General features: G+C 65.0%; 11 protein-coding genes. 8 read left to right on the plus strand and 3 right to left on the minus strand.

Annotation, left to right across the window (positions count from 1 at the left end; all coding sequences use genetic code 11):
* Window positions 1-18: 18 nt before the first annotated feature.
* The 8 genes from CH249_RS01565 (at window position 19) to CH249_RS01600 (ending at window position 9,569) form a co-directional block, all read left to right on the plus strand.
* Complete coding sequence (locus CH249_RS01565; protein ID WP_032394628.1) at window positions 19-1,392, plus strand: O-antigen ligase; 1,374 nt, start codon at window positions 19-21, stop codon at window positions 1,390-1,392.
* Entirely contained in the window at window positions 1,302-2,354 is a 1,053-nt protein-coding gene (locus CH249_RS01570) for a glycosyltransferase family 1 protein (protein WP_032394629.1), read from the plus strand. The genes CH249_RS01565 and CH249_RS01570 overlap by 91 nt, the downstream gene beginning before the upstream one ends.
* Window positions 2,354-3,880 (plus strand): flippase, encoded by a 1,527-nt coding sequence (locus CH249_RS01575; protein WP_094682633.1) that lies wholly within the window; start codon window positions 2,354-2,356, stop codon window positions 3,878-3,880. Before CH249_RS01570 ends, CH249_RS01575 begins: the two co-directional genes overlap by 1 nt.
* 243 nt (window positions 3,881-4,123) lie before the next feature.
* Window positions 4,124-5,389 (plus strand): hypothetical protein, encoded by a 1,266-nt coding sequence (locus tag CH249_RS01580; RefSeq protein ID WP_094682715.1) that lies wholly within the window; start codon window positions 4,124-4,126, stop codon window positions 5,387-5,389.
* A complete protein-coding gene (locus tag CH249_RS01585) occupies window positions 5,379-6,488 on the plus strand; it encodes a glycosyltransferase (protein ID WP_032394631.1) in 1,110 nt (369 codons plus the stop codon). Before CH249_RS01580 ends, CH249_RS01585 begins: the two co-directional genes overlap by 11 nt.
* Window positions 6,475-7,737, plus strand: a complete 1,263-nt coding sequence (locus tag CH249_RS01590) for a hypothetical protein (protein WP_256988006.1) — start codon at window positions 6,475-6,477, stop codon at window positions 7,735-7,737. The genes CH249_RS01585 and CH249_RS01590 overlap by 14 nt, the downstream gene beginning before the upstream one ends.
* Window positions 7,738-7,791: 54 nt before the next feature.
* On the plus strand, window positions 7,792-8,877 hold the full coding sequence (locus CH249_RS01595; protein ID WP_094682634.1) for a glycosyltransferase family 4 protein: 1,086 nt from the start codon (window positions 7,792-7,794) through the stop codon (window positions 8,875-8,877).
* A gap of 107 nt (window positions 8,878-8,984) precedes the next feature.
* On the plus strand, window positions 8,985-9,569 hold the full coding sequence (locus CH249_RS01600) for a giguanylate cyclase (RefSeq protein WP_179273100.1): 585 nt from the start codon (window positions 8,985-8,987) through the stop codon (window positions 9,567-9,569).
* 15 nt (window positions 9,570-9,584) lie between these two features.
* Here CH249_RS01600 and CH249_RS01605 read toward each other — a convergent pair whose 3' ends face one another.
* The 3 genes from CH249_RS01605 to CH249_RS01615 are packed head-to-tail and all read right to left on the minus strand — an operon-like array spanning window position 9,585 to window position 12,970.
* Entirely contained in the window at window positions 9,585-10,634 is a 1,050-nt protein-coding gene (locus CH249_RS01605; protein WP_256981204.1) for an L-idonate 5-dehydrogenase, read from the minus strand.
* Between the two features lie 26 nt (window positions 10,635-10,660).
* Window positions 10,661-11,599 carry a sugar kinase gene (locus tag CH249_RS01610; RefSeq protein WP_094647493.1) on the minus strand — a complete coding sequence of 313 codons (939 nt, stop codon included), beginning with the start codon at window positions 11,597-11,599 and terminating at the stop codon, window positions 10,661-10,663.
* Window positions 11,600-11,605: 6 nt separating this feature from the next.
* Window positions 11,606-12,970 (minus strand): MFS transporter, encoded by a 1,365-nt coding sequence (locus CH249_RS01615; RefSeq protein ID WP_094682636.1) that lies wholly within the window; start codon window positions 12,968-12,970, stop codon window positions 11,606-11,608.
* Window positions 12,971-13,018: the final 48 nt, after the last annotated feature.

A 13,018-nucleotide genomic window follows, 5' to 3' on the forward strand; every position in this document is an offset into this window, starting at 1 on the left:
CCGCGTTCGGGGCACCGCGTGATCACGTACGTCGCGCTCGGTGTCGGCGCAGCGCTGGTGCTCGCGCTGGGCTGTGCGGTGGCCTCGGCGATCTACCGTCGGCCACAGCGCGGGGTTCTCCTGCTGGCCGGACTTGTTCCACTGCACGGACTTCTGGTTCTCGTTCCCCTCCCCGGGATCGTATCGGGCTGGAAGGAGGGTCTCGTCGTCTTCACGGTCCTGTGCGCGTGGTTGCGTCGACCACGGCACGTCCGCGGCTCGTCGCCTCGAGTGTTCGTGCCGTGGTGGCCGGCCGCTGCGGTCTTCGTCGTGTTCGGCAGCGTGTCGGCGTTCGCCACGTACGGAGTCGTGGGCGTGTTCGGCATCAAAGTCACCTTCTTCTACATCCTGCTGGTGGTCGTCATGTGGCTCGCACCGTTCGACGCCACCGATCGGGACCACCTCGTTTCCGTTCTCATGGGCATGGGCGTGTTCACGTCGGCGGTCGGCATAGCGCAACTGGTGGCCGGTCCCGCCGCACTGGTGTCGCTGGGGTACGAATACGGCACGCAGGTCCGAACATCGGGCGGACTGCTGCGTACGTTCAGCACGTTCAATCTGCCGTTCCCCTTCGGCCTGTACGTGATGTTGGCGTTGCTGGTCGGAGGTGCGGTAGCGCTGGCCGATCCGCGTCGGCGGCGAAACCTGTTGTTCCTCTGCGCGACTCCGATGATGGTGATCGCGATGTCCAGCTCGATCGTGCGAGGCGCGATCCTCGGACTCGCCGTCGGGGCCGTCTACTTGATCGCCGTGCGTTTCCGCTACCTCGCCGCGCCGTTCGCGCTGGCGGCAGTGGCCGTCGCCGTCACGGTCCCCTTCGTACCCAAGATCACGTCGGTCTTCTTCTCGTCGAGCAGCCTGGGTCAACGCGGCGACGGCTGGGCCAACATCATCGCCAGCATTCTGGTTCATCCAGTCGGGACGGGGCTGGGATCGAGTGGGTCTGCAGCAGACCGCATTTCCACCGCAGAGGGTCAGGCGTTCACTCGATCCGGACTGTCGACCAACTATCAACCGGACAACTACTACGTCAAGGCGCTGCTCGAACTGGGGCCGATCGGCCTCTGGGCCGTCGTGGCGCTGTTGGTGACGTCGTTGCTGTGGTGCACCCGCCTGTCCCGGGCACTACCGGGTAGCGACGGTGCGCTCGCCCTCGGAGTCGGTGCGTCGATCGTCGCCGCGATGTTCGCCAGTCTCGTCTCCACGTATTTCGAGATCTTTCCGATCGATGTCTATTTCTGGCTCTTGTTAGGAGTGGTGGGATGCGCAGCAGCGCAACACGAATCGTTTTCGGGGCGCTCGCCCTCCGACCGGGCGGAAGCGGCGTACAGACCTACATTCGCGAACTCCTGAACGAGCTCCCACATTGCCTACCGGGTACCGATCTCGCCGCGTGCGTGCAGCGCGACGCCGTCGGCGATCTGCCACCCTCGGTCGCGGCGATGGAGAGGCCGGTCACCAGCGGTGCGGCTCGCGCTGTGCTCGGTGCCCTCCCCGTCGGTCGTTGCGATGTGGTGCACGGCCTCGACGTCGACCTGCCGTTCCTCACCAAGGCCTTCACCGTTGCGACGGTGCACGACCTCTCGGTCATCGACATGCCGTCGGCTTCCAGTCGATTTCGCGCACTGGGTGAGCAGAGACTGGTACGGCGCGCACTGCGTCGCGCAGATCTGCTCATCGCGGTCTCGCAGTTCACCGCCGATCGAATCAAGGCGGTCAGCGGGCGCGACGCCACGGTGGTCGGCCTGGCACCCGCAGCGTGGGCTCGCGTCCCCAGCGAGGGCCGGGTGGACGCCGTTCGACGCAAGTACGACTTGCCGGACCGTTTCGTCATGCAGGTCGGAACGGTGGAGCCTCGCAAGAACGTTCAGCTGGTGGCGGACGCAGCGGAGAGTCTCGGACTACCGTGCCTGTTGGCCGGGGCCGGCTCCACCGGCCCCCACGCCCCCCGCAATTCACAGGGGCTCGGGTACGTGGACGTCGAGGATCTGCCCGGCCTCTACGCTGCCGCGACCATCACTGCGTACGCCTCTCGGTACGAGGGCTACGGACTCCCGCCCGTCGAGGCGATGGCCTCGGGCGGCGCGGTCGTCGCCAGTGCCGTCGGTGCCCTCCCCGATGTCGTCGGCGACGGTGCCGTTCTCGTCGAATCGGAGAACGTGGACGACTGGGTACAGGCGATGAAACCCATCGCTTTCGACGGAGATACCCGCGCAGCCCTCGTCGACGCGGCAGCCGTGGCAACCCGCGAGATCAGCTGGCGTCGAACGGCAGAGCTCACCGCCGGCGCATATCGAGCCGCAGGCGTGGTCTGATGGCCGAGGACCTCGCACTCGACGGCACCGAGCAACCTCCCGACTACCGTGCAGTGGCCGCGGATCCGAAGGCCGCTGCCAAGGCCACGATTGCCGTCCTGATCAGCCGAGTGATCATCGCAGCCCTGGGATGGGCAGGCAGCGTCGTGGTCGCGCGCTCCCTCGGACCGGACGATTGGGGTCAGTTCAGCTTCGTCTTCGCGCTGCTCGGCTTGATGTCCGTCGTCACCGATCTGGGTGTCGGACGCGTCGTGCTGGCGAAGTTGATGGACGACGATCCCGAGGAGATCGGTCGAACGGCATCGTCGTTCCTGGCTCTGCGGACCGTCCTCGGGCTGCTGGGGTACGTGCTGGCCGTCGCATACGTTCTCCTGCTGCAGTATCCGAGCGAAGTGGTTCTCGCCACGGTCGTGGGTGGACTGGTTGTCGTGTTCGCCACGCCGGGCCACGCCCTGAGCGTCCTCTTCCAGAGCCGTCATCGCCTGGTCCTGGTGGCCGTCGCCGAAAGCGCAGGCCAAGCACTCCAATTGGCCTTGACCGTCCTGGCGGCCGTGCTTGCCCCCACCCTGCTGATCTTCGTTCTCCCGGCCGTGGCCAACGAAGTGTTCAAGTTGGTGACCAAGGGCTTCGGCATCGGCAACCGTTCCTTGGGTCTGCGACCGTCACGGCACATCGAAATCCGTCGCTGGGGGCCCTATCTGAAAGAGGCCGTACCACTGGCGATCGGCTTCGCTCTCACCATCGCCATGCTCAAGATCGACATGTTGATGCTGAGCCTGCTCGACACGTTCGAGGCCGTGGGACTGTACTCCATCGGCTACAAATTCTCGGACATGATCGACACCTTCGTGTTGGCCGCGGTGGCACCGATCAGCACCCTGCTCGTCGCGTCGTGGCCCCACGACACCACAGCATTTCGAGCGCGCACACGTTCGGCTGCACTGCTGTTCGCACTGTTCGGGGCGATGGCTGTCGCGGCGTTCGTACCGTCCGCCGAGCCGCTGATCGGCTTGCTGTACGGCGACCGTTTCATCGACGGAGCGCACGCAGCCCGTCTGCTCGTGATCGGCGCTGCGCTGATGTCGTTGGTGATGCTGGGCATCTTCGTGCTCGCATCGGCCGGAATGCAGCGACACTACCCCGTGGTGGCGTTGGTCGGCCTGGCCCTGAACGTCGGGTTGAACCTCGTTCTGATCCCGCGAATGTCGTACGACGGAGCTGCAATCTCCACGGTAGCGACGATCGGAACCACGCTCGTCCTGCTGTGGGCAGTGATCGCGCGGAGTATGCCGATTTCCAAACTGTTTCCTGTGCGGTCGATTTCGGTCGTCGTCGTGATCGCGGCAGCTGCGACGGTCGGCGGCTGGTTCCTGGTGCAGTACCACCCCGGCCTGTGGCTGCTCGTCTCCGCTGCGGCGGCGCTGCTGGTCGCGATAGTGCTCTACGCGCTCGTCGCGATCGGACTCGTCGAGTCACCACTGCCGGGAGCGGCAGAGAAAGGACGGCACCGTGCGCGATCCGAGTGAGAACCACGGAAACAACGGACACATCGCCCGATTCGGGCGGCTCGGTCCGGACTCGAAGTTCGGTTTCGCGATCGCAACAAATCACCGTGCTTGTTATTCCAATGTTGTTGATGTGCAATTTCATTCACGGGCGGCACGGCTACGCGACCGACACCCGACCCCGGCTATCATCGAGCCCGTCGGCTCCACGAATCGCCGAAGCGGTACATCCGCTCGCATCAACGACGGAAGGATATGCGGTTGATGTCCGTCCACGATGCCGTACACCGAGGCGACGTACCCCCACCCATCGACCTGGCCGGCCACATGCGTGAGCTGGGCCGAGCATTTCTGCCAGCCCTCGTCATCGCGCTGCTGGTCGGTGCAGGGGTGTTCTACCTCAGGAGCGAACTCACCGACAAGCAGTACGCCGCGTCGGTCGTCACCGAGATCGAACCGGCCCAGACTCTTGTCCCCGGTGACGCGTTCATCGAGCAGATGCGCGCGCCGTTCATGGAACTGGCAACCGATCGCAGTGTTCTCGACGAGGTACTCGCTCAGGTCGATCCCGGTATGGACGCAGCGGAACTCGCCTCGAGCGTGGAGCTCTCCCCCGGCACCTCGCCTGCACTGCTCATCGTGACAGTGACAACCCGATCTCCCGAACTCGCCGCGGATCTGGCCGAGGCGATGGTGTCGACCATGGCAAGCACCAGCACTGCCAATGCAATTCGCGACTCCGGCGATCGTACGAGCGATGCACAGTCCGCAGTCGACGCGCAACAGGCTCGAATCGATGCCCTGGCACCCGACGATCCGAGTCGGCCCGCGGCCGTCTCCGAGCTGGCCGATCTGCGCGCCCGCCTGAGCGAGGTTCAGGCCACAGCGGGCGGAGATCGACTCGTCGTGCTGTCGAACCCCGACCAGAGCACCACTCCGGTATCGCCGAAACCGGTCTCGGAGGCACTCGTCGCAGCGCTCGCTGCTCTCATCGTCGCGGCCGAACTGATCGTGCTGCTCCGAGGACGCCTCGGACGCAAGCCCTCTCGCTCCTGGGCCCGTCGGGTCTCGCGCAAGTACGGTGCACACTTCGACCCGAAGTCGGGCGATACGGTGCCGCCTGCCGTAGCTGCGCGGATCGCTGCGCTCGAACGCGGCGACCGGACTGCCTCGAGAGGCGCTCGACACGCTGCTCCCAAGGGCGAGAGCGTGATCGTCCTGTTGGTCGGCGAGGGTGCCGTGTCGGAGTCGGATCACGATCAGGACCGGACAACCGAACCTCGCCGAGCCACCGCAGAATTCGGCGTATCGGACCAGTGGTGGCAGCACCTCGACGTGGGTGACGTCGAGACCGTGGTGGTGCTGGTTTCGAAACGCGGACGAGACAAGAAGGCGGCAACCGCCGCACTGCGGCTGCTCGACGACTTCGACATCCCCGTACATCTGGTCCTGCAGAGCGGTAAGTCGACCCGACGGGTGGAACGGACCGCACAGACGATCGCGCCGGAAGGCCAGAGACATGCCAGCTGACAGAATTGCCGTCGTACACGAAAGATTCACCGAGATCGCCGGATCCGAGCACGTCATCGAACAACTTGCTCTGCACTGGCCTGCGGCCGAGGTGTTCGCGCCGATCTCTCGGCCGTCAGGGGTACCGGCCGGAATCAGTCGCGAGCCGCACACGACCGGCCTCAATCGGGTGTACAACGCGTTGGGCCAACGGTCGTACGCGCCCGTTCTTCCGCTGATGCCGCTGGCCTTCCGCCGAATGCCGCTCACCGGTTTCGATGCCGTGGTCGTCAGCCACCATGCCTTCGCTACCCAGGCCGTGTTCGCCACCGACTCCCCGGTGATCGCCTATGTACACAGCCCGGCACGGTGGGCCTGGGACCCCGAGTTGCGCGCAGGCGAGGGTGGCGGTCGAGCCGGAGCGGCGATACTGACGGCATTGTCGGCCGTCGCACGTCGATGCGAGATAGCCGCCGCACCGAAACTGACCACCGTGGTGGCCAATTCGAGTGCAGTTGCGCGTCGTATCGACAACTGGTGGGGGCGCGACGACGCAGTGGTTGTCCATCCTCCCGTCGACACCGAGGGATTCACACCGGATCCGTCCGTCGAGCGAGAGAACTTCTTCCTGCTCGCGGGACGCCTTGTCCCCTACAAGCGTCCGGACATCGCGGTCCGCGCTGCCGCCGAAGCCGACGTTCCCCTCGTGGTGGCAGGAGACGGTCGCGCGATGAACGCCTGCCGAGAACTTGCCGGACCCAAAACGACCTTCTTGGGACGAGTTTCACACGAGAAGCTTCTCGAACTGCACCGCACGACGCGAGCCCTTCTGATGCCGGGCGTAGAGGACTTCGGGATCGTCCCCGTCGAGTCCATGGCAACCGGAACACCCGTCATCGCCCTGGGCGACGGCGGTGCGATGGACTCGGTGGTTCCCGGGAAGACCGGGGTGCACGTATCTCCAGGCTCCGACGACGACGTGATCGCCGGATTCGCCGAGGCCATGCGCTCCTTCGACCCTGCGGACTACGACCGCGCCGCCATCCGTACGTGGGCGGAAGGCTTTTCTCGCGCCAACTTCCGCAGTCGAATGCAGGAGGTCGTCGATGCCGTCCGCTGAGCACCGCTACCGCGCGACTGCGCTGGATCGAGTGTTCGCCGACACCCGAATAATCACCGCTGTCGGTCCGGTTCGTGGTCTCGACGTCGGACGTACGAGACGAACGCTCACGGCCGCCGAACAGGCCGATGCCGAGGCACACCTCGCACTGGAACCGCGGTCGGACAATCAGCATTGGCGCTACCGCACCGACATCGCAGGTGAGAACGTCACCGCGAGTAGCGGCCCCACGGACGACCTGGGTCGGATGCTCACCGAGATTCGATCCCGAGACGGCAAGCGCAGCCCGCTCGACGTGATCGTGTTCGACGACCATCTCGCCATCGACTACTCGCACGGAATCGGAGATGGCCAGATCGGCGTGATGATGTTGGCGGCATTCTGCGACGATGCCGACGGGACACTGGTTCCCGGGCTCGCGGCAGGATTGCCCGCGAGTTCGACGTGGAAAGCATTGTGGCGTCACTATTCTCGGAACCCCAAGACCATCTTGGACTTCCGTAGGCTGCGCGGACGCCATAGACCCGAGGTCGACGACGGGTCTGCTCCCCGCCGAAGAATCGAGAACTGGGAAACCGCGAAAGTCAGCCGTGCCGGGTACATGAGCCGAGCACGGGTGGACGAACTCAAGCACTGGACGGCCGAGAACATGCCGGGTGCGACAGCCGCGTCGATCTCGATCGCGCTGTGGAGCGCGGCACTGCGCGCAGAGGGCGTCGACGTCGCCGAGCACATCATGGTCTTGTTCAACAGTCGACGCTACCTCGATCCCGCACAACAGAATTCGCACGGGAACTTCGCCGTCGGTATTCCACTTCACCTGCCGTCGGGCACGACACCCGTCGCTATCGCTACGGCGATGCGTGAGGTGATCGAATCCGGTTGGCCCATAGCGGTACTGGGGATGTCGCAGCTCCGCGACATCGCAACGCGAGTTCGGTCGTCCGCTGGACCGCAGGTCGACGATTCGGTCGTCGACGTTCCTGGGACATTGAGGTTGGCCGTCAGCGACCTCGGGCGAGTGCGAGTGTTCGATCACCTCGACTGGGTCGACGACGGTAGGCCACCGCAGATGGCCGCATCACTCGAACCGGACGGCCCGGACGGCTGCACGATGCTCATTGCCGAGATTGCCGGTGGGCGGACCTACACGGCATCGTTCTGCAGCAAGATGATCGACGTCGCGGTCGTCGATTCAGCGCTGCAGAGGATGTGCGGAGACCCCGTCGCTCTACTGCACCATGCCTGACGAGTCACGAGTTCGCTTTCGCGAACCACCCTTGCCACACAGACGGGCCAACACATGACCGACGAGTCGACCGTGCTCTTTCTGGCCCACACCGGACAGGTTTCCGGTGCGGAGAAGGTGCTGCTCAATTTGATCGACGAGGCCGAGCGCCGCGGCCACAGAACTGTGATCGCCTGCCCCGCTGGACCATTGGCGCGTCGCCTGCCGAGCGGAACCCGGCACATTCGGATCGACGAACTCGGGCTCGGGGGTGAGCACGGTGCCGCACGCGGTATCGCCGCGCTGCGCCTGCTCGTAAGGTGGATCGGTGCCGCACGCGCAGTGCGCTCCGTCGTGCGAGCACCCGACACGACAACTGTCGTCAATTCCCTGTTCGCGCTCCCGGTCGCACGATTGTGCCGGCCGACCCGCGGTGCGTCCTGGCTCGTTCACGACACCATGAACTCTCTCAAGCAGCGCGTGGTGGTTCGATTCTCCCGCCCGGCAATTCGGGTCGCGGTGTCGGTCTCGGAAGCAACGGCCGTTCCGCTCCGCGCGGCAGGCCTTCCGGTGGTGGTGGCACACAACGGAGTGCCGTGGCCGGTGACCCGTTTCGGCGGCGAACTTCACACCCCACCGGTGGTCGGCATGTTGGCGTTGCTGACACCCTGGAAGGGGCACCGAGTTCTCCTCGATGCCGTCGCCACACTCCCCGACATCCGAGTCGAGTTGGCCGGCGGAAGCTTTCCCGGCGATCGCGACTACGTATCGGAGCTCCACGAACGTGCCGCCGAATCGGACCTCGCCGGCAGGGTGGAGTTTCTCGGGCACACCGATGCAGAGTCCGCACTCCGCAGGTGGGATGTCGTGATTTCGGCCAGTACGTCCCCGGAGGCCGGTCCGTTGTCGGTACTCGAGGCAATGTCTCACGGGCTGCCGGTGATCGGAACGGATCACGGCGGTACCCACGAATTTCTCTCCGACGGCGCGGGGGTACTGGTCGAACCCGGTGACTCCGCGGCTCTGGCCGAGGCGATCTCGACTGTCATCGCTGACGCGGATCGACGGCGCCGACTCGGTGACAGCGCTCGCTACCGCGTGGCCAGTCGCCACGACATCGGCGAAACGCTTCCCGAACTGTTACACCGGCTGATCGGCTGAACGCCGCTTCGATCGCTGGACGCATCAGCTGGTGAAGTGCAGAAACATGATCCTCGTTACGGTCGCGTGTGATTGAATCCTGAAGCGGTCGACGGAAGGGGACACACGTGACACGCGCTTCGTACCGGCCGAACGAGCACTATCACTGGGGTGTCGGAGTAATGGCCTCCCTCGCGCTGACCACGGGGGTCAAACGGGTCGTCTCGGCTGCGAGTCTGGCCATGGCCGTCGTGGTGACCCTCGAGATGGCATTCGGTTACGGTGCCACCACCCCGATCCCGTCGATAGTGCAGTGGACGTGCATGATCGCCGCGTACATCATGGGCGCATTCTGGTGGTTCGGTCCATGGCCGACGCTCCGGCAGGCCTTCGCGTTCGTCGTCATCGCCGATATCGCGATTTTCGGGGCCACCATCACCGCGGACTTCGAGCCCGAGGTGACACTCGGAAAGTGCACGTTTCTCATACCCCTCGGCATGCTGGCCGGTTTCCTCTTCGACAAATGGAGGCTGGCCGCACACATAGCGCTGTGTGTGCTGGCTACCTCCATCGTCGCGGTGTACATCGTGGTGGACAGAGCTGTCGACACGTTCGTCGCCGTCGTCCTGTGGGCACCGATCGTGGTGACTCTCACCGGCTTCGTGCTCATCTTGCAGATGACGAGTCAATCCATGCGACTCGAGTTCGAGTAGTCGAGCTCTGTTCGATCAGAACGTCAGCAGGACCTTGCTCGAACGCGATGCATCCGCCGCCAGCGCGAATGCGTCGAGCGCCTCGGTGACGGGATATTCGGCCGTGACGACCGCTCCGACGTCGAGGGAACCGTCGGCCAATGCCTCGATGACGTCGTCCATCTCGTCGTTGAAACGGAAGGAACCGACGAGGTCGATCTCACGCGTGATCGCCAACGACACCGGAACCGGCTGATCACCGGCCGGGGGTAGCCCCACCATCACGACGCGTCCGCCGCGCATGGTGCCGTTGATCGCCGACGCCAGACCGCGGTGATTACCTGAGCACTCGAACGTGACGTCTGCCTCGACGGAGGCGATCGCCACGCCGTCGCGAGCATCGATCGTCCGGTGCGCACCGAGTGCACGTGCCACTTCGAGCGAGTAATCCTGCAGGTCGACCGCGACGATGTTCGCCGCACCCGCCCGCGCGGCCACCGCCACGATGAGGGCACCGATCGGACCGGTACCGACGACGAGGACAGTTGCGCCCCGAACGGTTCCGGCGCGTTCGACAGCGTGCCAGGCCACGCTCGCGGGCTCTGCCAGCGCCGCGATTCTCAGATCGAGTCCTGCCGGCAGGGCTCGGAGCATTCGCGTCGGGACGGCGACGTGTCCGATGAACAGCCCGTCGTTGTGCGGTACCTGTGCCGCGCTGCCCATGTACCGACAGCCGGGCGACAGGTTGGGGCGATCGGCCGGGTATTTCGCGCCCGTTCCGCCGGGCGTGGCCGGATGGACGGTCACCGGGGTGCCTTCGGCAGGACCGCTGCTGTCCTCGGCACGACGAACCACCGTTCCCGACGCCTCGTGGCCCAACCGCATCGGCGCTTTCAACACCGACTGACCCGCAGCACCGTGCTGCCAGTAGTGCAGATCCGATCCGCAGATCCCGCCGTAGGCGATGGCGATGATTGCCTCGTCCGGTGCCGCGGGTGTCACAGCGACGGTGTCGAGACGCAGATCGTCGGCGGCATGGGCGACCAGGGCGACGGTCTTCTCGGGAATGCGCGGTACTTCGGTCATGGTGGTACTCGTCCGTCCGTTCTCGTTCATCGGGTGACAGCCTCCTCCGAGGTGAGCAGGTCGAGCTCGTCTCGGCGCGGCATGCCCTCCCAGTCGCCGGGGACCGTGCACGCGAAGGCACCCACGGTCGTCGCCGTTCGCAGCCGCTGGTCGATCGGTGCATCGACGAGCCGTTCGGACAGATAGCCGGCCACGAAACCGTCCCCTGCGCCGACCGAGTCGACCACGTCCACCGGCACTGCAGTGCAGACGTATTCGGTGCCTCGGGCCCGTACCAGTGCACCGCGGTCGCCGAGCTTGATGACGGCCTCGTCCGTGCCGAGCTCGCACAAACGTTCCGCCAACTCGGAGGCAGTGCCGTCACCGACGGCGATGGCTGCCTCCTCGGTACCGGCGAACACGATGTCGGCCTGCTCGATGATCTGCCGATACACCGGTGCCGCTTCGGTTCTCGTCCACAGTGCCCGGCGATAGTTCAGGTCGAAAGACACCGCGATGCCGCGCTCGCGGGCTCGCTCGACGTAGAACAGCGTCGCTTTGCACGCCGTATCCGACAACGCCGGGGTGATTCCCGTGACGTGCAGCGCCCTGACTCCGTCCCAGAGTGTCTCCGGGATGTCACCGATACGGAAGCGGGAGCCTGCACTCCCCGCTCGGTAGTACCAGACCCGAGTCGAAGTGGAAGTACGGCGTTCCTTCACCATCAGGCCGGTGGGTGCATCGGGGTCTCGAACGACGTGTGCGTCGAGTCGTTCGGCGTGCAGTTCCCTGGCCACCCGGTCACCCAGGCTGTCCGAACCCACTCGGCCCACCCAGGTGACCGGAACTCCCAACCGCCGCAGTGCTATTGCGAAATTCGTCTCGGCTCCTCCGATACCCAGCCGCATCGTCGAGACGTGTGCGAGTGGACCGGGGTCCTGGGCGGTGGTCAAAGCCATGGTTTCGCCGAAGGTCAGTACCGACACTGCAGATCAAGCCTTGACGAGTACAGGATCGGTGGCGTTGGCCGGATCGGTCAGGTCTCTGTCGCGGGTTTCCGGAGCGAACGACGCGGCCACGAGTACCGAGATCGCCATGATCATCATGTACACGGCGACGGGAACCCAGGAGCCGGAGAACGCGGTGATCAGAGCCGCGCACAGCAGCGGAGCGATGCCGCCGCCGAACACCGAGGCGAACTCGCGACCCAATGTCACCCCGGCGTAACGGTATCGGGCTCCGAACATCTCCGGGAAGTAGCTCATCGTGACGCCGACTGCTCCCTGGCATGCCAGGATGAATCCGATGATCATCACCAGGGTGATCAACGTGTGCGAGCCGGTGTTCAGCGCCATGAAGGTCGGGACCGGCAGAACGACGAGCAGGCCGACGATGCCGATGTACACCGGCTTGCGACCCACCTTGTCCGAGAGCCATCCGAAGCCCCAGGCCGCGATGCCGCCACAGATAGCTCCGATCAGCAACACCTTCGGGATGAACGTGGGGTCCACGCCGACGTCGTTCTTCATGTACGAGGCCATGAACACCTGGTACGTGTAGGACTGTGCACTGATGCCGACGGTCATGAACATGACGATGAACAGCGGCCGCTTTCCGTTGGCGAACACTTCCTTCACCGGTGCCTTCGGGCGCTCCTGGGCCGCCTTGAGCTCCTGGAAGACCGGAGACTCGTTGAGCTTGCGCCTGATGATGAACGCGGCAACGGTGACCAGAATGCTGCTGAGAAACACCATTCGCCAGCCCCAGGACATCAGTTGGTCATCGGGGAGCAACTGGGCCAGAATCCAGGCGATGGCTCCGAGCGCGGTGCCGAGTGCCGCTCCGGTCATGACGAGGGCAGCCAATCGGCCACGTTTGCCGATTTCCGCAGTCTCGGTGAGAAGTGTTGCGCCACCGGACTGTTCGGCTCCCGCTCCGAAGCCTTGGAAGAACCGACACAGTACCAGCAACACCGGGGCAAGTAGGCCAACCTGTTCGAATGTCGGCAGCAGCCCGATGGCCATCGTCGCTCCTCCCATCAGCATCAGGGTCGCCACGAGCACCCATTTGCGACCGAGGCGGTCACCGTAGCGAGAGAAGAACAGCCCACCCAGCGGACGAGCAAGGAACCCGACGGCGTACGCGCTGAAACTGGCGATGATGCCCGCGGCCGGAGAGATGTTGGGAAAGAACAGTTTGTTGAAGATCAGCGCAGATGCCGTGCCGTAGATGACGAAATCGTACTGTTCGAGCGTGGTGCCGATGAGGCCGGCCCACGCCGCGCGTCGTACCGCGGTCGGATCATGCTTGGCCGGAGCGATTCTCGGAGAATCCGACGGTTCTGTGGTCGTGTCCATGGTTGTCCTCGGGTGAAGTTACGGCCTGAGCCGAACGAAGGAAGAAGG

Origin of the sequence: Rhodococcus sp. 05-2255-3B1 (genome assembly GCF_002258545.1) — a bacterium.
Lineage (GTDB): Bacteria > Actinomycetota > Actinomycetes > Mycobacteriales > Mycobacteriaceae > Rhodococcoides.